The sequence below is a fragment of the Legionella cardiaca genome (assembly GCF_029026145.1).
GTDB lineage: Bacteria > Pseudomonadota > Gammaproteobacteria > Legionellales > Legionellaceae > Tatlockia > Tatlockia cardiaca.
In genome coordinates, this window is sequence record NZ_CP119078.1 from 3,182,196 (window position 1) to 3,205,872 (window position 23,677).

Genomic DNA, 23,677 nt, shown 5'->3' on the forward strand with positions numbered 1-23,677 from the left:
GAAAGAAAAATAAGGAATGAGCCATGCCACTGCCAGAGAAGGCGTTACGTTATGGCCAGTTAAGAAGAAAAACCGCCGGTTCTGCGGTACCAACATCAGGACATGAAGTTTACAAAGTTGAGTTTGTAGATACCGATGGTCAAACTAAAACTGGATTTTATAAAGAGTTAATCCCGGATGGGACAGGAGATGGAAGTTACCCTGCTGTACTAGCGAAATACTCAGTCGCTGCAAGTATACTGGTTCGTCTTGCTATAGGTGAACTTGGCGCGGAAGAACGGTTAGTCTTTGATGAAAATGGACAAATCAAAGGAACTGTTTCTATCAATCTTCCTAACTTTAGACCAATGTATACGTCCAAGAACGTGCTGCTAGAGGGAGTGCCTAAAGATCCTCAGGAAGCAGAAATTGTCTGTCCCTCGGTAGAAACATTATTAAAATATAATATTGCCGAGCTTCTAGTTAGTGCTTGGAGAAGCAAAAACGATGATTTTCATCCTGGAAATTTTAGTCGCTTTGGTTTGATTGATTGGGATATGGCGCTTTACCCTTACACTTACATCATGAAAGGAAAGCGTAAGTCAGATGGTCTAATGAAAGATCTTCCTGAAAAACGGATGAGATTTCGCTCGAAAGAGATAGATAATTTTCCTAATATTGAAGGGCCTACCTATTTCCCGCCGAATCAACTTCCTGGGAATTTGAATGCTGCGAAACGTTTTTCTTCCTATGCAGAATTCCAAAAATTAGCTGCTAACCCAACAATAAAAATGCTATCAGGGGAAATTATCTCTTGGCAAGAGCAGTTTTTTAGTGCTTTGTTAAAGGAACTTCTCACCTTTGATCCCGATATGTTGCGGGCTCGTTTAAAAGAATACTTTGGTGAAGAGTTAACGCTGGACTTTCTCTCGCTACCCAAAGAAAAGCATGAGGCATTAACAAGCCTTTACCCTGATTTGTTCAATGAAAAAACCGATAAAGAACCCGTTATCGAACATTTCATGAAAGTATTGCAGATTGAATATAACCAGTTTTATGAAGCGGTAGTACTTTATGCTGGTTGCATGCAAAATAATAGTGGTGTTCCTGTTGTTGGGTTTAGTCGTTTTTTACGTAATAAGCCAAGTGCTTTTCATAAAACAACGGAATGGGCCGCCTCCCAGAATGAAAAAATGGAAGCGCAATGGAAACACTACACCACCCAAAAAAGTGAAAAAGAGGTGTATGGTGCCTTAGACGCTTATACCACGCCACCAGAGGGCCGTTATGATTTAAAAAAGATGACTCAGCGCTATCATCAAATTTGGCGTGATGCTCACAGCCTTACAATTAAAGCGATTCTCAACGATGGTTATACGTTAATTGGTCAACTTGCAAATGATTTGCGTATAAAACCATTACCGTTAGCTAAAGAAGAGGAGCAGGAATTAAAGGATCTTACCGAATCATTCCAACTGATTGGTACACCTAAATTAATGAAAGAATCTGAAACCGTCGATTGCGATACGACGAATGATTTAAAAAAAGGATTGCAAGCACTTGAAACATTTATTTATGAGCTTCATCAGTGTGTCAGCGACTATTATGCAGTACCGCGGGATAAACTTAGTGCCGAACATAATCAAGCATTCTGTAAGGCTGTCTCAAAATTAATTATTAAATCAGAGACGGAAGTCCTGCCTCATTTATTAGGTAGTAAGTGGGCAAGTGCCTTGGGGGATTGTATTAAGAATCTGCAACAATTCTATAATGGCTTGCATTTTCAACGTCATCTTATTGCTAAGGACGTGGCGATTAACGAAAATGCAACCCATGATTATGTAGCCTTGTTAACAGGCAAACACACGGATGAAGAAGTTGTAAGAACTTGTTTAAATACCTTATTTCAATGGGTAAACACGCTTGAAAAAGACACCTTTAACGAAATCATTTTACAAACGATTTCCTGTTATCAGCCTAGCTTTTATAATATTACTGCACAACGATACCGTGCTCCAACCGTAGAAACCTATTTAAAAACAACGACTGATGATTGCGCAAATCGCTTGGCAACTATTTTGAGTGAGGGTGGAACAGAAAGCACATCTTTAAATACGCACCTCATGAAAAACCTGGTGCCCATCATGCTCGATGCGACTCAAGCGCAGGTCGAAATCAATTTGCTTAGCGTTCGCAACGCAATAGAGCATAATGATTTCCAAGTAGCTTTTTATGCTAAAAAGGCGCAAGAGTTTGTTAAACAGGATAAACAATTCACCATTCCGATTTCGAAGCTTAAGATTGCCCAATTTAATGAGGTGATGTTTACTTGGGCAGCAAAGCAAACGCAAAAAAGAATGCATGCTATTATAAAAAATGCCTTGATTGATTACGAACCTACCGGTTTAAGTTATCTTTTTAGAGCCACATCAAGAGGTCCACAAGTAAGAGAGTTTCTTAAAGAACCTCGCTCCAATGAACAATTACTTGCTTTAATTCTGGCAGACGGTGGCAATGAAAAAAATTCCTACAATACGACGTTATTGAAAAGAATATTAAATCTCATGAAACAAGATCTTTGTTCTACAAAAAAGAAGCTTGATATTCCTGATTGGGATATGGTGACTGAGGTAACCGAAGATCATCTACCTTATTATGGTGAGCAACTTAAACAATATGTAAAACCAAAGACCTATTCTTTGTCACCAAAGAGTGAAACTTCTGAGACATCAACCTTTTTTAGTTAAGTTTCATCTTTGTCCCCCCCAGCTCTTTATAAAGTTCTTCGAGTTCTTCATAAAGAGCTTTCATGCCGCTAAGATCATACTTCCCCTCTCTTGCATCTCCTAGTAACTCATCATAATCGTCATTAAGGTGAGTTAGACTGGTTTGATAAAAAATGTCCTTATATTCGGCGACTAATCCATTATTTATACTAAGCAGGTCAGCTACTTTTATAGCTATTTCTTCAAATTCTGTTTGAGAAACTTCTGAGATAACTACGGCCGGTTTTTGCCAAGCATCATAAAGTAATTTCAATGCAAGAATACCTAACGGCAGTAATACTAAAAATCCAAGTGCCAGATGGGTATTCAAGCTGGATTGAGAAGAGGGGATGTCTTGATCTCCTGTTTCTGAGGCAGGTAGGACAGGAGTCGTACTGCTGCCACAATGATCGGAGTTTGAAGCACAGATTAGTGCAGGCTGTCTGATGGTCGATGAGGAAGACCAAAATTGGAAAAGGGGTGCTAATTGGTTAGCAGAAGAAATAACTGGTTCATTTTCATAAGATTCTTCGGATACAATACAAGGAATTGCTTGTCCACATCTACCACCTTCTGGTTTGCCAAGAGGTTTGGATGAATCGACAAGTTTTGGTTTCTCTGGAATAGGTAATCCTTTTAATTCATGCTGTCGGCCCACCCACGCATGCATGGAGTTCATTAGTTGTTGTGCTAGTTCTCGAGTGGAATTAACTAATTCGAGTTGTTTGATCTCACTGGCTTGTTCCGTTAACTGAGTAATAATTTGATTAATATGTAGAATTAATTCCTTGCTGGATAAGTTTAAATCAGAGGGCGTTGTATCAAAACGTGCTAAATTGTCCTGATTGTAAATGAAATTATCAATTTGCACTTGTTTATTGGTAACTAATTTTTGCCACCAAGTCAGGTCCTGTTTGGCCTGAATGTATTCATGGTAGAGGTCAGTATTCGTTTCGATAACTTTCATGATATTTTGTTGCGAATATTGCATAAATTGCTCAATGTTTTTTAGAAGGCCCAACATTTGCTCACGAAATTGAATGACCGTAAATACTTCGCCTGCTTGATCAAAAAGTTGCAATAATTGATCTAAAATGCTTTGAAAGCGAAGGATTTCCTGAAGTTCAACGACACTATTGCTATAGGCAATTTTTGCAGTATCCGGTAGGGAGCTCACAAATTTAAAATCTTGGCAATGCGTCAGATCTTCCTCTGATAATGTAAGGATGCTGGTTTGTCCTGAAGTCTTGTCGTTTGCCTTGGTCAGTTCATCAGCATGAGAGGTTGCACAAGCTTTTGCCGCCAGAGTAGGGAATTCTTTTTTCGACTCTAATAATGAATTTTTTTTAAAATGCTCCCAATAAGGATGAGGATTCACAGGGTCTTCAGCAAGAGCAAAATGGAGCACGGTATGTCTTAATTCCGCCACATGATTTAATTGTTGTTGAACTTGGTGAATACGAATTCTTAATTGTTGCGAGTTAATTTTGTTTTCGATCTCTGTCTGTTGAAGTTCAATTGTACGTCTGCAATCTGCCAGAAAAAGTCGATCACTGCCCATTGTGGGAGAGGTATGGATTTCTATAGTTCGTAGATAGTTTTGTAACAGTGGCAATTGTTTTGCTACATATTCAGGATTATTGGTCATGGCAAGGCGGCGAAGTATTTGTACGATATCAAGTAAGATATAATTCATTGGTTGATTCAGATAATCTGCAATCAAATTTTCGTTTCGCAACAGTAAATAATCACCAATAGTGCGCGTCATTGTCCCCAATTCTTGCCAACTTACGCGCTGGCTATCAATAAGTCCAATATGAAAGTCGTCTGTAGAGAGCTCTTGCCTTGGGAGATAGGCAGGGCTAAAAAACCAGGAATTTTCATTAACATTTATAAAAGCCGTTCCTTGGTCTTTGGCAAACCAGGAATGGCTGGTTTGTAATAATTCAGGGTCTAAGTGTGAACTCTCTCTTGCTGCTAAAATACTCGTTCTGAATTGTAATTCTTCGGCAGTATAGCAAGACTCTTTAGAAAAGATGCTTAGATAGCCATAACGTGATCGTGTCGGCATGGCTCGATAATGAACGCGATGATATTGACTACGCATGGTGCACTCTCCTTGTATTCTTGTATTGATTACCATCCTGGCTATCATTTCAAAATGTAAGGTTCTGCAAAACTTAGACAGTCTCAGTTGTTATAAAAATTGAGCTGAATTTTTTGCGAATAAGAAGCACAAAGTAATTTAATTTCCATCCTATTTTTAATGTGCCATAAAACGACAATGACTTACAATGCTTGCAAAATAAATCGCTTAAGCTCATAGTTACCATAAGCTGAAATATGATTTGAATATGATACACTGCCGCATAAAGACGTTTATCTTTAATTTGTTTTATTCCTATGCTTAATGATTATATAAAAACATTGCCACAATTTATTTTACCGAAACATCTGCTAACCCACTTCGCTGGCTTATTAGCAAATGTGCGCTCCCCGGCCGTTAAAAATTTATTGATTCGTAATTTTATTCAACAATATCGTGTCAATATGCAAGAGGCTCAGGAAGAGAATTTTGAAAAATATAATTCATTTAATGAGTTTTTCATTCGCCCTTTAAAACCAGAATGCCGACCCTTGGCCGCGGCCGACATCGTTTCCCCGGTGGATGGTTTTATAAGTGAGATAGGAACTATCGAGCAGGGACAAATTTTACAAGCTAAAGGACGTTATTACACGGTGGAGCAATTATTAGCTTGTGAACAAGCCACGACGCAGCAATTTATTCATGGTCGCTTCGCAACGCTTTATTTGTCACCTAAAGATTATCATCGTATTCATATGCCCATCGATGCAATCTTAAAAGAAATGATTTATGTTCCAGGAAAATTATTTTCCGTTCAACCAACTACAGCGCGCGTCATACCACATTTATTTGCTCGTAATGAGCGATTAATTTGTTTCTTTGATACCAGGGTTGGACCTATGGCAATGGTGTTAGTTGGTGCAACAATTGTTGGTGCAATAGGGACCCAATGGCATGGCGATTTAAAGCGCTCACGTAAAAAACAAATTTTTAGTCATATTGAACTTGCACACTTAAAACGTGAGATGAAGCAAGGCGAAGAAATGGGCTATTTTAAGTTGGGGTCAACCGTTATCTTATTATTCTCTGAGGGCGATAAAGTTCAATGGCTCGACAACCTCGCGGCCGGTCAGAGCATTTGCTACGGGCAAGCCTTTGGAAAGATTAAGCAAGATTTGGGAATAAATGAATGAATATTATGATCCTTACTTTTCAGGGATTTGATGAAATTGATTCCCTTGTGGCTTTTCGAATGCTGAAATGGCTCAATAAAGATGATTGGAATATCAAAATCTGCTGTCCGGAGGTTGAAGTAATATCAATGGGAGGTTTAGCTATTCAGGCGCAAGGGATGCTTGAAGAGGCTAATAGTGCTGATGCAGTTATTGTGGGTAGTGGTGCTATGACTAGAGATATCATTAAGAATGAGTCTATTATGAATCGCATCAATCTTAATCCAAGTCGTCAAATCATTGGAGCCCAGTGTTCCGGGACATTGATGCTTGCGAAGCTTGGAATACTTGGAGATGTTCCTGCTTGTACTGATTCCATTACCAAGCCTTGGGTGCAAGATGCTGGTATTGAAGTCCTTAATCAGCCGTTTTTTGCAAAAGAGAATGTGGCTACTGCAGGAGGCTGCTTATCTTCGGCCTATCTTAGCGCTTGGATTATTGCCAAACTGGATGACTTAGAAACAGCAAAAAAAGTATTACACTATTTTGCCCCGATGGGAGAGAAAGATGAATTTATGAAGAACGCTGTAAACCATATTTCTCCTTATCTTTAAGAAGTTATACCGCATAACTAGTTTTTTGGTGAGTCTTATATAGCTGATGTTTGGTATTAAGGGTGCGGCCGGTAAAGCAATCAATACTAATAATTGTATACAATTCAGGATGCGAATAAGTTTCAGACTTATTCTTTGTTGGGGGTTATAGCGAAACGATGGGGTTCATGTGCAAAAAGACGGATATTTATAGCATCATCAGAAAGTTGAAATACTTCCTTCAAAGCAGCATAACCGAACTCATCAAAACTATCTCTTCTTTAGTAAACAAATTGTTATTTCTATTTAAGTGTCCTCGTTGCTCGAAACTTGGATTAAAGTCTTACTATAGAATCTGTGTCTTTCAAATAGGGGATGAGTGTATAACGGATGCGAGAAGAAATTAGTAATGAATGTCTTACCTACTCTTACAAACCATTAAGAATGATTTTTGAAATTCTTGAATGGTACCGAGAAGAGGACTCGAACCTCCACGGGGTTACCCCCACTAGCACCTGAAGCTAGCGTGTCTACCAATTCCACCACCTCGGCATCTGGTCGCTAAAATACTCAAGAATAGACGAACTGTCAATCTTTCGCTAAAAATATCACGCTGAGGGAGCTGCTTTTGCTTCCACATCATTGAGTCTAACTTTTTCCATGATGCTCTCGCGAAAGGCAAACAAGTTTTTCTCTGTGGTTGATGCGGAAAAGAAGCCTGGTTTATAAGGTTTTTCCTCTGTGTGAATTAGTTTATAAAGCTTCGGAATAATAACTTTATCAATAAATTGCAAGACTTGCTCAAAAGCCGATGTGGCGACAGATAGCCTGGCTAGGTTTCCGGGAGTGAGTTGCTCTTCTACGTCTTTTTGTAAATCCGCTGTTTTACTGTTTTCCCTATGAATGGTAGTAAGTGATGTTTGAGATTGTTGTACGCGCTCTTTCAGGGCCTCAATCCCCTGTGGCACTGGTTGATTTATTATGATTTTACTGTCTTCAATACTTTCTTTCAATTCCTCTAAGTTTGATCGATGGTTAATGAACGGAGTCATTAATCCAGTTAATAGTATTACTCTTGAGTCGTCATCCCCTACCCTTTCTGCCTCTTTTATTTTATCTGCTTCGTCGTTTATGCTTTCAATAATCGTGTTAAGTAAGGAAATTTTTTTATTAACAACGTTTAAATGCGTTTCAAATTTTTGCTTAAATTCCATGTATTTTTTCGTGAGCTCTTCGAGTTGTTTAAGTTCTTCTTCTTGCTTTTTTAGTTCCGCAGCTTTTCGCTCTGCCTCGGCAAGCTTTCTTTCATCTTCTTGGCGCTCTTGGACGACGAACCTGTCAATCGTAGTTTGTGCTTTTTCTAATTTTCTGCGTTCATCGGTTGCGTCCTGAGCATTGCCTGATAGTAATTTGCTTCTGGCGGCGATATAGTCAGTGGCAGCCTTTGTTATATTTTCCGGCAATGGGCTTGAGCTAGTTGGGAATAGTTGCGTTCCAAGAAGAAGTTTTTGTCCTTGCTGTACAAGTGTTATGTCCGGAAATTTTTGTTCAAAAACAAAAGTATCGATTTGTTTTTTAGCTTGTTTAAGTTTCTCTAGTTGTATGGGATCGCTAGTGTCAGATTTGCGTAGTATCTCTTCTCTTACTTGATTGTAAGTAGTAAGGGCTTCTTTTACTCTTTTCTGGGTGTAGTTTTCTGGTAAAGCGTAAGAACCTCCTTGATAGCTAACCATGTTTCCATTTAAAGAAACCTCGGGGAAGTGCCTTTTGAAAACGAAGGTGTCAATGATTTGTTTTGCGCTCTTAAGCTGGATTTCTACTGTGGGATCAATTGAGCCTGCTATGAGAGTTTCTCTGGCAACGTTGTAGTGATGAACTGCGTCAATAACTGCTTGACTAGCCAGGGGAAAAGAAGTTGACTCGTAAATTAACGTATTTTTATCTTTAAGCGAAATTTCTGGAAACCGTTGTTTAATGACATAGGTATTAATCAATCTTTTTGTTTGCCTAAGGCTTTCCATTTCCCCTCTAGGATCTTCAGCATGGTTTGATAGTATATTTTCTCTTGCTGCCGCATAGCTAGCGATGGCTTCTTGAATATTTTTGGGCAATGGCTCAGCATCCATTGGATAACAGTTATTATCAATAACAAAGTGATTATTAATATCAAGTGTAATTTCCGGAAAATTCTTTTGGAATGTTTCTCTTATCTTTGCAAAGCCAGCGATTTCATCTCTAAGATTTACAGCCAGTTGAGAGTCATTTACATCGTGTGAATACAGCCGGCAGTTCAGTAAGCTTTGAACCTGAGCGATGAGCCTGGGATTTGCAGAAGTATTGTCATAATCCGTGGTAAGCGCCTCATAAATACGCTGATAAAATATAAACCGACGGTTATCAAGCCCTTGTATGGCAGCGCAAGTTTCTGCTTCCTCTAAATAAGTTTTCAGATCATTCTTTAAGGGGGCAAGAATTGTTTGTTGTTCTCTTAAAAAACTTCGTAATTGCTGATAAAGTTGATTATATTCTTCTCTTCTTTCCTGTAATGAAGCCAGTAGCCGATCGCGCTCATCTTTAAATTCTTTACGTTCATCAGCTCCAAAATCAACTTGTACGGAGGCGGTCGGTGTTTTAACTTGGAATGCCTCAGCCGTAAAGCCCAATTTGGCATCCCGGAAAAGTGGCCTTAAATTTTCAAACAGCAAAGAGCCACTCCCATAACCACTAGCATTAATAACAAGTCCATGAACATTCAGCAATTCCAAGGTCATCTGTTCCAGTTCAGCAACTTCCTGGGCGATTTGGGTATCTTTTTTTATTAATTCTATTTTGTCAGTAACATAATCACAGCGGGTAATAATTCGATTTTTTTGTTCCATGATTTCTGCGATTGCTGTCGCGATATTGGCGTAATCTTTAGCGGTTAATAAATTGGTTGTTTCCTTTTGTCGTAAACTGTTAGCTGTTTTTCGCAAGAATTTTTCCATCTCAGCAATGGTTGATTGCAAGGATGCCTGCTGTTCTACGGCAGCTTTGTCTTCTTTGGCCTGAGTGTGCTCTTTTATTAAAAAGCTTTGTTTGTTATGTAAGCTCTTTGTAACCCTTTCGATGACATTTTCCACTTTTGTTAATGCTTCTTGTAAAAACTTACGATGTTCCTCAACGGTGTCTTCAGCCTCTGCAATAGAATTGGATCCCAGATCATTATTTGTTTGTCGAACTTTTTCTTTCAATTGGTCATAAAGCTTAAGCACCATTTCAATGTTGTCTAAATGTTGTTGTTCGCTTAATTTTGATGGATAAATGTCTTCGAGATAGAGTTGCTCTCTGTTAATCTCAAAAAGAGCAGTTTCTAATAGATTGATTCGTGCCGCGAGCAAGGCTTTGCGGTTTGGTACTACTTTTTCGGCTAATTTTTTATCGATTAATTTGATTTGGCTTTGCAATTCAGAGTAGTAGTCTTCGATTCTTTTCCAAATATCAGTAGTAAATGCATTTAAACCAATCTTTTGATGTTCTTCCTTCTTTTTTAATTTACTGGCTAATTCTCTCATTAATGTTTGATATTTTACTTCAAGGGTTAAATCTGATTCTTGTAGAATTGCTTGGTGAGGGATTAGTTCTTTTAGAACAGAGCTCTTAAGCGCATTGCGAACTTCAAGTTCCGTGGTTAACTCATCGTCGCTGCGACAAGCGCTTAATCTTTTATCAGAAAGCACCAACTCACTGCTTAAGCGACTCAATTCATTGTCTACTTCTGTACATACTGAAAGAGGAATACCTTTATTATTTTTGAGAGCAAAGCTATTCATCTGTTGTAATTCTTTAATTTGTGAATCAAGAACTACTCCTGCGGAAGATAATTCTGAGAATGTTGTGAGTGATGCAATGGTTTGTTTTAATTTTTTAACATGCGATGCAATCTCATACTGTACCATACTTAAACTATTGGTATTTAGATGTCGCTCTCTTAATTGATGCGATCTTTTTTGTTCTTCGTTTAAATTCTTTAATTTTCCTTCTATTGCTACATTAATAGGGGCTATGGACTTTAGATTTGTAATTCCTTGAGAAGCCTCTAACTGCTTTAATTGCAACTCAAGTTCTCTCTCTTCTGCAATTAATGTTTTTATAGCCTGTTGAGTGTCTTCCTCACGCACCGTTGTTGGTGCTCCAATATCAACAATGCGAGGTTTTCTTTTCTTTGTACTAGGCATGATTCACCCACACGATAACAAACTTATATAATTTTGATTATAGTGATTAAAAATTAAGCGTTTATTAACATGAGTGTTAAATTTTAGATAAGAAAAAACACTAGGAAATTAAGTAAAAAAAAGAGAAGATGTAAAAAAGTAATTTGCATCATTTAGATAATATGACGTTACTTAATTTGTTAGGAAAATCAATTGATTATTATTTTTCTTTTTTACCCCGAAAAAAACCACTACCTTCACTTGTTGCACAAGCTAATCTTATTGCTCACCGCGGGGCGCATGATAAGAATAGAATAATTATAGAGAATACCCATGCTGCTTTTAACCACGCGTTAAATTTAGGCTGTTGGGGAATAGAATTTGACCTTCAAGAAACGGCAGATGAGGTGCTGGTGGTAAATCATGATCCAACTTTAAGGCGGCTCTGGCAAAAAGATGTGGCGATTAAGGAATTAACTTTCCAGACATTACGCAAATTAGTTCCACAGGTACCTAGTCTTGCTGAAGTAATTGAAAATTACGGAAAACGTATGCATTTATTTATTGAGCTTAAAGCACCACTGACCAGTGAAATGCTCCTGATAGATGCATTAAGACATTTAACGCCTTGTGAAGATTATCATCTTCTTAGTCTTGATGAGACAATATTTGCCTCCCTGCAATACTTTCCCAAAAAGGCGTTGCTGCTCGTGGCGGGTCACAATAACGTTAAGAAATTTTGTCAGCTAAGCCTGGAAAAGCATTATGGGGGTGTTTTAGGGCATTATTTATTGCTCAATAAAAACTTGATAAAACGTCTTGAAGAAAGAGAAGATCAAATTGTGGGAGTGGGTATGATAGCTTCTAAATTTGGTTTGTACCGTGAATTAAACCGCGATATTCAATGGTTGTTTAGCGATAATGTTGCTTTAATGAGTGCTTACTTACGGGCATTAAAAGAGGAAGCTAGATTAAACGCCCCACCCACAATCAGTGAATAGACTTTTTCAAAAACTCTATTGTGAGTTTCCGAAGAAGTCTATTCGGGAAGGGTTTTCTTTAACCTGGAAAAACCATTTCTTCCGGTTTCACATATTCTCTAAATTGCTCAGCGGTTAAAAAGCCTAATTTAACGGCAGCTTCTTGTAGTGAAATGTTTTCATGATGCGCGGTTTTGGCAATTTTTGCTGCCTTATCGTAGCCGATATGTTGATTAAGTGCTGTGACCAACATTAATGAATGTTGCAGATAATAATCAATTTGCGTTCGGTTAGCTTCCAATCCTTCAGCACAGAACTCTTGAAAAGAATGGCAAGTATCAGCCAGTAAATTTAAGGAATGGAGGACATTGAAAATGATAACGGGCTTAAACACATTCAATTCAAAGTTACCTTGACTGGCGGAAATAGCAACTGTTGTGTCATTGCCAATAACTTGTGCACATACCATGGTCATTGCTTCACATTGGGTTGGATTTACTTTACCTGGCATAATCGATGAGCCGGGCTCATTCTCAGGTAAAATTAATTCACCAATTCCACATCGTGGTCCTGAACCTAACCAACGCACATCATTGGCTATCTTCATTAATGCACAAGCCAGAGTTTTTAACGCACTATGTGCCATTACTAAAGGCTCATGAGAGGCTAAGGCGGCAAATTTATTGGGAGCTGAAACAAAGGGAAGCTTTGTAATGGTGGCAATATGTTTTGCAGCAGCTACAGCAAATTTAGGATGAGTATTTAAACCGGTGCCGACAGCAGTACCTCCCAACGCTAATTCATACAATTCCGGCAAAACAGCTTCAAAGCGATGAATACAGGCATCCAACTGGGCGACGTAACCAGAGAATTCTTGGCCTAAAGTCAAGGGTACGGCGTCTTGCAGATGGGTGCGACCGATTTTTACAATGTCCTTAAACGCCTGCATTTTAGCGGCCAAGGCATCCCGTAAGTTACGAACTGCAGGTAATAATTTTTTATGAAAGGCAATTGCTGCGGCAATATGCATGGCGGTTGGGAAGGTATCATTGGAAGATTGCGACATGTTTACATGGTCGTTAGGGTGAATGGGTGTTTTGCTCCCTCTCACGCCACCAGCCATTTCAATAGCACGATTAGAAATGACCTCATTAGCATTCATGTTTGATTGTGTACCGCTACCAGTTTGCCATACATGCAAAGGAAAATGAGCATCTAACAAGCCATTTTCTACTTCCTCGGCAGCTTTTATAATCAATTCGGCTTTATCTTTAGGTAGTTTGCCCAATTCCAGGTTGGTCAACGCGGCAGCTTTTTTTAAAATTCCAAAAGCATGAGTGACTTCACGTGGCATAATATCAGGACCAATATTAAAATGGTGAAGTGAACGTTCGGTTTGTGCGCCCCAATATTTATCGGCAGCAACGGCGATTTCGCCCATACTGTCTGTTTCTATGCGTGTAGTAGCCATCTCGTTAGGTCCTCTCCTGAAAAAATAAAAATTCTATCACAGGCTGTCATTAGAATTCACTTTAGAAATAGACACGAGATAATGTTTTAAGTAAGTCGGCAAGTTTATAAAATTTACTTAGACCCTGCTGGAATGAAAATGATTGCTGGCAGAATCTAACTCCCCTATGATTGCAGCTAGTCGTTACGCTGTCTTGGTGAATTAATGTGAGGGAAATCCGTATTTATCAACCTGGTGATTATGATATAGGCCAGACTTATGAGTTATCTGTTACTGCCGGGCAACATGTTGGTGTTGTGTTACGTATGCAACCTGGTGAGAAAATTACCTTATTTCGTGGCGATAATTATGAATTTGAAGCGGTGATTATTTCTGCACACAAGAAGAAAGTTACGGTTTCTATTTCAGCAATGAAATTCGTGAGTCGCGAATCACCGTGCGCCATCCATTTGGTTCAGGCGATTTCTAAAGGTGAGCGTATGGAAATTGTAATTCAAAAAGCGGTGGAATTAGGCGTTACCAGTATAACGCCATTAATGACAGAACGCTCTGTGGTAAGGTTGGATGAAGAGCGCATGGAAAAGAAGCGCACGCAATGGCAAGCTATTGCTGTGGCTGCCTGTGAACAATCTGGTCGTAATCAGGTTCCTAAAATAGAAGTTACGCAAACTTTAAATGATTATTTATCGCGTAATTTAACAGCATTAAAATTTGTGCTGCATCCAGAAATGACTAAAAGCTGGCGGGATTATGATTTTTCTACAAAGGATATTACCTTACTCATCGGACCGGAGGGTGGTTTCAGCGAAAAGGAAATCCAGCAAATTTTATCTTATAATTTCAACCCCTTAAGTCTCGGACCGAGAGTTTTGCGTACGGAAACTGCAGCAATTGCCGCATTGAGCGTGTTGCAAGCTGTATGCGGTGATCTATAATGTAAGTTTTATTAACTCTTTATAATTAACAAAAAGGTGACTCATGAGCGCTAATATTAAAACGATAACGGATGCCAGTTTCGAGCAAGATGTATTGAATTCTGGTAAGCCAGTATTAGTGGATTTTTGGGCTGAATGGTGTGGCCCATGCCGTGCGCTGACACCAATTTTTGAAGAAGTAGCTGCCGGCCATAGTGATAGTATTACTTTTGCAAAAATTAATATTGATGAAAATCCCCAAACACCTTCTAAATATGGAGTAATGAGTATTCCTACTCTTATTCTATTTAAAAATGGTCAAGTTGAAGCCGTAAAAATGGGTTTACTAACTAAATCACAACTCAGTGCATTTGTTGAAAGTAATGCCTAATTTTAATTCTATCCAGTAATTGGGCAGAGAGGCACAGGGCCAGCATCATACCAATTTAAGTTGAGTATGAATTGGATTGCCTATAAATTTGCTTATATTTTTGTCATTCCCGCGCAGGCGGGAATCCATTGATGTAGTACTCTGTTGTGCTGCAGGAATGACTCAAATTTTGCATTAATAGTCAAAGTATGATTTTTTCCTGGGAGTTATAAAATAGTGGATCTCCTTGAAAGACTATGTTAATCTGGTCTCTCAAGTGTGGCTATTCCTTATGGTTTGTCACGTCAAAAAGCTCATTTTTATGAACAACTGTATCTTCTACCAATAGCTGTGACTCAGTTGTGCTAAAATGAGAATTGATACTGACGAACTAGGAGTTGCCTCTAGGCAGCAGCTTCCCAAGCTGTCCTTCCAATAAATTATCTCGGAAAAATCCATTTCGTTTAACCAACACATCAAGTGAGAAGTATGAATCTTAGTGAACTTAAGCAATTACCCATTGCCGATCTTGTCAATATCGCACAGGAAATGGGGGCTGAAAATACCTCCCGTATGCGTAAGCAAGATATTCTTTTTGCCATTCTTAAAGCGCATTCCCATAAAGGTGAAGATATTCTGGGTGGCGGTGTTTTAGAGGTATTAACTGACGGTTTTGGTTTTCTGCGCTCTGAAGATGGTTCTTACCAGGCCGGCCCTGATGATATTTATGTTTCACCAAGTCAAATCCGACGATTTGGGTTACGTACTGGGGATACCATTACTGGGAAGATACGACCTCCTAAAGATAATGAGCGTTATTTCGCGCTATTGAAGGTGGATCAAATTAACTATGACTCACCCGAAAGTGCAAAGCGTAAGATTTTATTTGAGAACTTAACACCATTATTTGCGACAGAACGCTTGGTCATGGAACAAGGTAACGGCAGTACAGAAGATTTAACTGCACGTGTTGTCGATTTGTGCGCTCCTTTTGGTCGTGGTCAGCGTGGCCTCATCGTGTCTCCTCCCAAAGCAGGTAAGACATTGATGCTGCAAAACATTGCGCATTCAATCGAGAAAAATTATCCAGAATGCTATCTTATTGTTCTTCTTATCGATGAGCGTCCTGAGGAAGTAACCGAAATGCAGCGCTCTGTGAAAGGAGAAGTCGTTGCTAGTACCTTTGATGAGCCCGCCAATCGTCACGTCCAAGTTGCAGAAATGGTTATTGAAAAAGCAAAACGCTTGGTTGAACACAAGCGTGATGTAGTTGTTCTATTGGATTCAATTACTCGTCTGGCGCGCGCTTATAATACTGTTGTACCTTCTTCTGGAAAGGTGCTCACTGGTGGGGTTGATGCGAATGCTCTGCAAAGACCTAAACGACTGTATGGTGCTGCTCGTAACATTGAAGAAGGGGGTAGTTTAACGATTATTGCTACCGCTTTGGTTGATACTGGTTCCAAAATGGACGAAGTAATTTATGAAGAATTTAAGGGAACCGGTAACATGGAAATTCACTTAAGTCGTAATATTGCTGAACGCCGTGTATTCCCTGCTATTAACATTAATCGTTCGGGTACTCGCCGTGAAGATCTCTTGCTAACTCCTGAGGAATTACATCGCACCTGGATTTTGCGTAAGATTTTGCAATCTATGGACGAATGTGATGCTATTGAGTTCTTACTTGAGAGAATGAAAAATCACAAAACCAACGCTGAATTTTTTGAAGCAATGAAGCGTCAAGAGTAGCTACACAAAAATGAAAATAAAAATGGCTAGCTTGACTAGCCATTTTTATTAGCAGTTGCTGCCCACCATTATTCCTCAGGCTTGAGAGATGAGAGAGTTTATAACGCCGGACGAATATTTAATTGCTCACGCAAGTTTTCAATCATATAAGTGTGCATTGTTTTTTCATTCCTTGCTGTATCACGCATAAAGCGTCGAGGTGCAGAATGAGGAAGTGAGATGGTGTTAAGTTTATCACTTCTATCCAAGGTAAAGTCATGAGAACCGCCATCATCAGATAACAATTTTTGCTCTCCTACTGAAAGCTCTTTTCCTTTCTTGTGCTTTTGTTTTACTTCTTCTCGGCGTTGGTCCATCAAAGAAGCAATTGATGAATAACTATCATGAACAAACTCATCATCATCATATTGCTCAGGATTTTTATGATTACGTGCTACGGCATAAGATTTATGCGTATAGGGGATTCTATCCCATGCACTTGCCGCATCTATATGCCATCCAGCCAAGCGAATAACGGGAGCGACAGTTATATAAGCGAGGCCTACTGCCAGGTATTTCAACCAGTTAAGTGGATTCCACGGATTACTGTCGCTTCTGGGCATAATATACCCTATCATTAAGCGTACGAGAGAGCGGTAGGACCTTTCATTAAACAAATGTACTTTAAACCCATTATCATGCATTTTGGCTGCACTAATTGTGGCGATAGCGCCACCAAAACTCATTCCTTCAAATGCTATATTTTCAGGCTTAACTCCTAATTCCATCAAACGTTGAGCTTGGGCAAGCGTATCATTAACGATGTCATCATGAGTCCACGCTCTACCCGTACTGTAATCAAGCCCACGATAATTAAAGCTAACCACTGTACAACCAATATTTTTAGCGGATACATGAAAATCTTTAAGCCAGTACATGTAATTTTGATTGCGTGCCATACATGAAATAAGAAATTTACGCTCTTCTATAGGCTTGCTTTTTTCCTGTTCGGTAGAAACTTCTACTGATTCAAGACGTGCACGATCAGCTGTTTCCAACGTAAAGAAATTCATGGAGGAGAAACGAGGATGATCGAAAAAATCTTGACCAAATCGTTGAGATACAGTTTTTTGGAAATAATTTCTCAATTGCTCATCAAGTCGTTCCAGACCCTTTAGTTGAATATCTTCAATTGTAAATGTTTTATTGAGGCATTTATCCTGTTGTGAGGTTCCAGAAAGTAAATGTCCAATTTCATCAATCATAGAATCCACATAAGCTTTATGCTTGGGGTTAGCAAATGATAATTGGCGTGCTTTCTTTTTAGCAGCAAAGGGTGACATTTTAGTAAAATAGCTCTGTGGTTCTTTATTGGCTTTCCCTGGAACTAAATTAACAATAACAGTGCCATTCTCACTTCTATCATCGGTTAAAAATATGAGATGAACAGGTTTTTGTAGTCGTAACTCATCTGGCCCTAATGCAACATTGGTAATTGCCCGCTTTATAATAAAAGTGAATGGCCAAGTAATTACGAAGAATGGATAAGTAAAAGTCGCCAACCATGATTTCTTTTTTGATTTCTCAAGCACATAATAATTAGGAACCAGTTGTTTCATCCAATCTCCTCAATGACACTAGATAATTTCAGGCAATAAGCATGACAAAGAGGCATATTATACTATTGTTGTTCGATAAGTGCAATTGTTGCGCAATGTGGTTTGAGCTTTTAGAAAGAAAGCTCAAACCAGCAGTCCTGGGGATTCTCATTCCTTTAATGAGGGATGTATACAATCTATATGGCATCAGCATCGATATTGAATTATGGCGAAAAAGTGGCTCTGACGCCATCTCTCTTATCTTGTTATTAACCCGTTCATTACAACTTACAAGCCACTGTCTCATCGGCAATTGCAGTCATGTTTGCGGGTTTGAGTGGCTTGAAGAAAAATAGACGTGGCTGTCCGCCAAATTTGGTAATTTCCTCAGGTTCTTGGTGTTTAAGTGTTTTCTTCAAAATTACTGCTGAACCAATATTTTGAGGATGAACAGTCGCAACGATCTCTTTAATTGAACTAGCAGGTGTATTAGCTTGTGCTTGTGTAATGACAAATTTGATATATTTTTTTCCTATTATTGCAATTTCCGTCCCCAAACCTTTACCCCAAAATGCTTCATCCAGGACATAACCAATTTCCCCGACATTTTCATGACCAGCTCCTACTTTTGCATAGTCTTGCCATAGATGTGAAATGAATAAAATGCCTGCAAATTGCTTACTTTGTGCATGATGAATAGCAAAACTACAAAATTGCTCGCCTGAATCCCATTTTTTTATTTCACTTTGGATTAATTCTTGAATTTTATCGCTATCCCACACTTTGCCATCACGAAAAAGCTCAACGTTTTTGAGGTTACCTAAAAGAGCTGTGAAGTCTTTCAGTAAATTAGTCTCTATATATTGATTGAGCGATCGAAATATTAATTTTCCTGAACAAATAGTAATGAAGTTTTCTTCTTTGGAGATACTAATATTGCCTATACGTTTCGAGTTATATTTAACTTTCATAGTTTTTCCTTAATGATATAAATCTGCAGGAAGGTATTATTTAATAACCAGTTCTCGTCGGTAGAGTGGGACTTGTAACAGAAATTCACTGATATTATGTTTAACAACATCAGTTAAATTATGACTTTGTTCAAAGACTTTGCGTTGACGCTCAGAACTTGTTCCAGCCTTCATTAACGTGGTGAGTGTTGCAAAGTAAGTTTGATAATTTAATTTCTCAATATAAGGTCTTACTTTTTCAATCCACTCCTGAATATCTTCACGCATGGGTTTTGTTTTACCATCTGTATTCATTACTAACTCAGCATCCAAGCCATAACGAATAGCTCGCCATTTGTTTTCACGAGAAAGCCATGTCGGAGGACAGGAAACAGATTCAAGCCAGCTGCCATTGTCACTAAACCAATGCGCAAGAGTGTGAATAAACGCAGTCAGGGCAACGGTTTCTGAGAGGGTTGCGGCACCATCGCAGACACGGATTTCTAATGTTCCATAAGCTGGACTTGGCCTTAAATCCCACCATAAATCTTTAATCGATTTGATGGAGCCACATAACTTGAGTGTTTTATAAAGATGTTCAAAGTCCTGCCATTTGCGAACACAATAAGGATGGCCTGCCGTAGGAAGTGATTCGTAGGTAGTCGGGCGGCACGAAGAAAGCCCTGTATCGATTCCTTGCCAGAAGGGGGAGCTTGCGGATAATGCAAGCAAATGTGGTAAGAAATACATAAAAAAATTATTAAAACGAATGCATTCATCGCCACTGGACATGCCCAAATGTATATGTAAACCAAATACGCTCATGCGGCGCGTAAGCCATTGATTACGATCAATTAATTCCTGATAGCGTTTCGTTGGTGAAATTTCCCAGTCAGCATATTTGGAAAAAGGATGTGAACCCGTTGTTGCTAAAAGGATATCCAGCTTTTTAGTGGCTATTTGCAAAGCAGATATTGTTTGATAGAGATCGTCCTCAACCTCCTGAGCATCTTTACATTTATCAGTATTAATCTCCAGGGTACTTAAATAAAACTCAGGTTTAACTCGCTGAAGATGGGTCGTGTTGTGCAGTATTTCTTCAGCTCTTGCACATAAATTGTAGTTTAAGGAATCGATTAATTGCAGTTCAATTTCTACTCCTAATGTGAGTATACCATTGCTACGAAAATGGATTTCATTGTCCAGGTTTACTGACTGTGCAGTAGGTAAAATAAATGATTGATTAGGTTGACTTCGCATTTATTACCCCTCTGTTTATTTTTATTATTTTGGGAGTCAAAAAATATCTATATTTTTAATGGCTCCTATTGTTGTATGACGGAATTGATATAATAGGAAACTGGATAAAAATTCATATCTATCGAAATTATTTGTACACGAATCATTTCGATACTAACGGTTAACGTGTCTCATTTCAACCTTAAATAACTTAGAAAGACGATAATGACTACTCAAGAAAACAACCCATTAGTAGAAAATACCAAGATGGACTTGCAATCAGAGCAACGTTCCAAAAAGATAATTCTTGCCTTACGAAATATCATGCAACATATGGATTTTCATTCCCGACGATTAAATAAATGCTATGGATTAACGGTGCCTCAGCTTATCTGTTTATACGAGATTTATGAAAATGGGATGATGACGCTTTCAATGTTATCGAAGAAGGTGTATTTATCGATGAGTACGCTTGTGGGAGTTATTGATAGATTGGAAGAAAAGGGTTTTGTACTACGGACTCGTGATATCAAAGATCGCCGTAATATTTTTATTGATATCACTGAAAAAGGAAAAGAATTTGTCAATGCCAGCCCCTTTTTACTTCACAATAGACTCAATGAAGGTCTCCAGGCTTTAACAGAAAATGAACAGATAGCGCTCGCAAATTCGGTGAATTTATTGGTGAATTTATTGAAGAATTTGTGAGATGAGCTCAGGTATTTTTGTTTGGGACAAATTTTTTGTTCGATGCAAAGCTCAGACATCTCGGGGAACTCTCTAAAGTAAAATACTAAAAATGTTGATTATCTGCCGTATAGACTTGCAAGGTTGTTTCTGTCTGCTTAAGGCTGTGCCATAATCAGCAGAATTTTTTACCCTAAATACTTAATTATGAAATATGCTGATCTTCGCGATTTTATTTCTCAATTAGAAACTCGCGGATTGCTGAAACGTATTACCTATCCTGTCTCACCTTATCTTGAAATGACTGCGGTGAGCGACAAAGTATTACAAGCAGGTGGTCCAGCCCTTCTTTTTACTAACCCTAAAGAAACAAATATTCCTGTATTAACTAATTTATTTGGAACAGTGGAGAGAGTTGCTCTTGGAATGGGTGAGGAAACCATTAGTGCATTGCGTGAAATCGGAAAATTATTGGCCGCATTAAAAGAACCCGAACCACCAAAGGGATTTAAAGATGCTTTTACCAAATTACCTTTGTTAAAACAGGCTTTAAATATGGCGCCAAAGTATATCAGCAGTGCTCCTTGTCAGACGCAAGTTTGGGAAAAAGATGAAGTAGATCTTGGCCGATTACCGATTCAAACCTGTTGGCCTGATGATGCCGCACCCTTGATTACTTGGGGATTGGTCACGACCAAAGGACCTTACCAAAATCGTGAAAATTTAGGGATTTATCGCCAACAAGTGATTGCTAAGAATAAACTTATTATGCGTTGGTTGTCTCATCGCGGTGGTGCATTGGATTATCAGGCTTGGCAAGAAGCCTACCCTGGTGAGCGTTTCCCTGTAGCAGTAACTTTAGGGGCCGATCCGGCCACCTTGCTGGCGGCTGTTACACCAGTTCCCGATACCTTATCGGAATATGCTTTTGCTGGTTTGTTGCGCGGGCAACGAACCCAGTTGGTGTCTTGTATTGGCAATGACTTACATGTTCCCGCCAGCGCTGAGATTATTCTTGAAGGCTACATTGAGCCAGGTTCACTGGCGGAAGAAGGACCTTTTGGCGATCACACGGGTTATTACAATGAAGTGCAGTCCTTTCCTGTTTTTACTGTTGAGCGTGTGACTCATCGAGATAATCCTGTCTATCACAGTACTTATACAGGCAGGCCACCCGATGAACCAGCTATTTTGGGCTTAGCATTGAATGAAGTTTTCGTTCCTTTACTGCAAAAGCAGTTCCCAGAAATCGTTGATTTTTATTTGCCTCCAGAAGGATGTTCTTATCGGCTTGCTGTCGTCACAATTAAAAAGCAATATCCTGGTCATGCTAAAAGAGTCATGATGGCGGTCTGGTCTTTTCTCAGGCAATTTATGTACACCAAATTTGTTATCGTTTGTGATGATGATATTGATGCCCGAAATTGGCAGGATGTTATTTGGGCTATTACTACGCGAATGGATCCTTTGCGCGATACGGTGATGATTGATAATACACCCATTGATTACCTTGATTTTGCTTCGCCTGTCTCAGGCTTAGGATCGAAAATGGGCATGGATGCTACCAGTAAATGGTCTGGGGAAACGCAAAGAGAGTGGGGAAAACCTATTGTCATGAGCAAAGAAATTCTGCAGCAAGTAGATGCTTATTGGCCTGAATTAGGATTAGAATTATGACTAAACCCATTATCGCTCAGGTCGAAAGCATTACTCCGCTTACCGATAGTATCTTACAAATCATATTAAAGCCTGCAAAATATGTGGACTATCAGCCTGGCCAGTACCTGCAAATTCTTGCCCCGGAAGGGGGGTTAAGTTATTCCATCGCTAATGCTCCTTTAGGTTCCCATCAATATGAGTTGCATGTTCGACACAGTCCAGACAACCTGGCTAATCAGCGACTCTTAGCTGAAATTAAACAGCAAGGCGCGGTGAAAATCCGGATACCTCAAGGGCATTGTCATCTTGATAAATTGCAAGCCAATAAACCAATTTTATTTATTGCTGGAGGGACTGGATTCGCCCCAATTAAAGCAATGATAGAGCAGCTGCTTGCGACTAGCGATTCCCGTGCTTTTGAACTGTTTTGGGGAGCACGGTCTCTAAGTGATTTATACATGGATGAAAAAGTGATGCAATGGCAGGCTCATGTAAAACATTTTCGTTATTATTCTTTGTTATCCAATACAAGCAAAGAAACCCTTGCATCTATTATTCTTGATCATCATCCTAAGGATCTGCCGCAGTGGCAAATAGTAATTGCCGGGCCTTTTGATATGGTTTTTGCTATAAGAGATAGTTTGGTTGCACATGGGGTTCCACGAGAACAATTATTTTCAGATGCATTTGCCTTTGAAGAAATAAAAGGAGAAGAATAAATGGAAACCTTCTATCAAATTCTTGGATTAATTGGCGCAGGACTTATTATTTGGATTTTGTACCGTAGCATTAAAGGACGCCCAGAGCAGTTTAGCCGGGAAAATTTTAGCAGAAGCTTTTCTACGATGGGGGTACTGGCTTTAATTCTAATAGCCTTTATTGCTCTATTGGTGTTTATGTTACGGCACACCTAATGTAAGCGGTTATTATTATGATAATCTCCATGGCTTTCTCGTAGATAAGAGCGAATGTGTGGATTATCAATTGCTTGGCCACTGAGATCTTTAATTAAAAGACATTCTTCAACGTAGGTCATTTGGCTACTTTCATCAACTAAAAGCCGATACCAGGGATGCCGTGTTGCAAACTCGCGCTTGCTTGCCTGTGGATTAATACGGCCAGAGGCTTGAAAGCAAGGATCAATATCAACAATAACAGCGCGATAGCCCTGCTTCTTATGAATTACACGCTCACCCACATTAAATTTTGCCAATTTATTCATCATTGACTCCTGGTTTTGACCAGTTCTTGCCTTTTGACTCAGATATCGGTTAGCCTCGATAAAAT

Annotated in this window: 18 protein-coding genes and 1 tRNA gene; 11 read left to right on the plus strand and 8 right to left on the minus strand. The window is 39.1% G+C overall.

Annotation, left to right across the window (positions count from 1 at the left end):
- Window positions 1-23 precede the first annotated feature (23 nt).
- Window positions 24-2,726, plus strand: coding sequence for a hypothetical protein (locus PXX05_RS13870; protein WP_275088784.1), 2,703 nt, complete (start codon window positions 24-26; stop codon window positions 2,724-2,726).
- Here PXX05_RS13870 and PXX05_RS13875 read toward each other — a convergent pair.
- Entirely contained in the window at window positions 2,719-4,851 is a 2,133-nt protein-coding gene (locus tag PXX05_RS13875; protein ID WP_275088785.1) for a hypothetical protein, read from the minus strand. The genes PXX05_RS13870 and PXX05_RS13875 overlap by 8 nt on opposite strands.
- A 296-nt stretch (window positions 4,852-5,147) precedes the next feature.
- Here PXX05_RS13875 and asd point away from each other — a divergent pair, with 296 nt between their 5' ends.
- Window positions 5,148-6,023 (plus strand): archaetidylserine decarboxylase, encoded by an 876-nt coding sequence (asd, locus tag PXX05_RS13880; RefSeq protein WP_275088786.1) that lies wholly within the window; start codon window positions 5,148-5,150, stop codon window positions 6,021-6,023.
- Window positions 6,020-6,616, plus strand: a complete 597-nt coding sequence (locus tag PXX05_RS13885) for a DJ-1/PfpI family protein (RefSeq protein WP_275088787.1) — start codon at window positions 6,020-6,022, stop codon at window positions 6,614-6,616. The genes asd and PXX05_RS13885 overlap by 4 nt, the downstream gene beginning before the upstream one ends.
- Window positions 6,617-7,060: 444 nt before the next feature.
- On the opposite strand, the gene PXX05_RS13890 is transcribed toward PXX05_RS13885, so the two are convergent.
- Window positions 7,061-7,147 (minus strand) — tRNA-Leu (locus PXX05_RS13890).
- Window positions 7,148-7,203: 56 nt separating this feature from the next.
- Entirely contained in the window at window positions 7,204-10,812 is a 3,609-nt protein-coding gene (locus PXX05_RS13895) for a coiled-coil domain-containing protein (protein WP_275088788.1), read from the minus strand.
- Window positions 10,813-10,973: 161 nt separating this feature from the next.
- Between PXX05_RS13895 and PXX05_RS13900 the strand changes: the two genes are divergently transcribed.
- On the plus strand, window positions 10,974-11,792 hold the full coding sequence (locus PXX05_RS13900) for a glycerophosphodiester phosphodiesterase (RefSeq protein WP_275088789.1): 819 nt from the start codon (window positions 10,974-10,976) through the stop codon (window positions 11,790-11,792).
- Between the two features lie 58 nt (window positions 11,793-11,850).
- On the opposite strand, the gene fumC is transcribed toward PXX05_RS13900, so the two are convergent.
- Window positions 11,851-13,242, minus strand: a complete 1,392-nt coding sequence (gene fumC / locus PXX05_RS13905; RefSeq protein WP_275088790.1) for a class II fumarate hydratase — start codon at window positions 13,240-13,242, stop codon at window positions 11,851-11,853.
- 206 nt (window positions 13,243-13,448) lie between these two features.
- Between fumC and PXX05_RS13910 the strand changes: the two genes are divergently transcribed.
- The 3 genes from PXX05_RS13910 to rho all read left to right on the plus strand — a co-directional run bounded on the left by PXX05_RS13910 (window position 13,449) and on the right by rho (window position 16,278).
- Window positions 13,449-14,177, plus strand: a complete 729-nt coding sequence (locus PXX05_RS13910; protein WP_275088791.1) for a 16S rRNA (uracil(1498)-N(3))-methyltransferase — start codon at window positions 13,449-13,451, stop codon at window positions 14,175-14,177.
- A gap of 43 nt (window positions 14,178-14,220) precedes the next feature.
- A complete protein-coding gene (trxA, locus tag PXX05_RS13915) occupies window positions 14,221-14,547 on the plus strand; it encodes a thioredoxin (RefSeq protein WP_275088792.1) in 327 nt (108 codons plus the stop codon).
- A gap of 468 nt (window positions 14,548-15,015) precedes the next feature.
- Window positions 15,016-16,278 (plus strand): transcription termination factor Rho, encoded by a 1,263-nt coding sequence (rho, locus tag PXX05_RS13920; RefSeq protein WP_058441321.1) that lies wholly within the window; start codon window positions 15,016-15,018, stop codon window positions 16,276-16,278.
- 98 nt (window positions 16,279-16,376) lie between these two features.
- On the opposite strand, the gene PXX05_RS13925 is transcribed toward rho, so the two are convergent.
- The 3 genes from PXX05_RS13925 to PXX05_RS13935 all read right to left on the minus strand — a co-directional run bounded on the left by PXX05_RS13925 (window position 16,377) and on the right by PXX05_RS13935 (window position 20,065).
- A complete protein-coding gene (locus PXX05_RS13925; RefSeq protein ID WP_275088793.1) occupies window positions 16,377-17,876 on the minus strand; it encodes an alpha/beta hydrolase family protein in 1,500 nt (499 codons plus the stop codon).
- Between the two features lie 260 nt (window positions 17,877-18,136).
- Complete coding sequence (locus tag PXX05_RS13930; protein WP_275088794.1) at window positions 18,137-18,826, minus strand: GNAT family N-acetyltransferase; 690 nt, start codon at window positions 18,824-18,826, stop codon at window positions 18,137-18,139.
- Window positions 18,827-18,862: 36 nt separating this feature from the next.
- Complete coding sequence (locus tag PXX05_RS13935) at window positions 18,863-20,065, minus strand: carboxylate-amine ligase (protein ID WP_275088795.1); 1,203 nt, start codon at window positions 20,063-20,065, stop codon at window positions 18,863-18,865.
- Window positions 20,066-20,269: 204 nt separating this feature from the next.
- Between PXX05_RS13935 and PXX05_RS13940 the strand changes: the two genes are divergently transcribed.
- From PXX05_RS13940 to PXX05_RS13955, 4 genes are all read left to right on the plus strand, one after another.
- Window positions 20,270-20,752 (plus strand): MarR family winged helix-turn-helix transcriptional regulator, encoded by a 483-nt coding sequence (locus tag PXX05_RS13940; RefSeq protein WP_275088796.1) that lies wholly within the window; start codon window positions 20,270-20,272, stop codon window positions 20,750-20,752.
- Window positions 20,753-20,938: 186 nt separating this feature from the next.
- Window positions 20,939-22,408: a 4-hydroxy-3-polyprenylbenzoate decarboxylase gene (ubiD, locus tag PXX05_RS13945; RefSeq protein WP_275088797.1), complete on the plus strand. Its 1,470-nt coding sequence runs from the start codon at window positions 20,939-20,941 to the stop codon at window positions 22,406-22,408.
- Window positions 22,405-23,109, plus strand: a complete 705-nt coding sequence (locus PXX05_RS13950; protein ID WP_275088798.1) for an NAD(P)H-flavin reductase — start codon at window positions 22,405-22,407, stop codon at window positions 23,107-23,109. Before ubiD ends, PXX05_RS13950 begins: the two co-directional genes overlap by 4 nt.
- Complete coding sequence (locus PXX05_RS13955) at window positions 23,110-23,304, plus strand: hypothetical protein (protein WP_275088799.1); 195 nt, start codon at window positions 23,110-23,112, stop codon at window positions 23,302-23,304.
- Here the strand turns inward: PXX05_RS13955 and hspQ are convergent.
- On the minus strand, window positions 23,301-23,612 hold the full coding sequence (hspQ, locus tag PXX05_RS13960) for a heat shock protein HspQ (RefSeq protein ID WP_275090527.1): 312 nt from the start codon (window positions 23,610-23,612) through the stop codon (window positions 23,301-23,303). The genes PXX05_RS13955 and hspQ overlap by 4 nt on opposite strands.
- Between the last annotated feature and the right edge of the window lie 65 nt (window positions 23,613-23,677).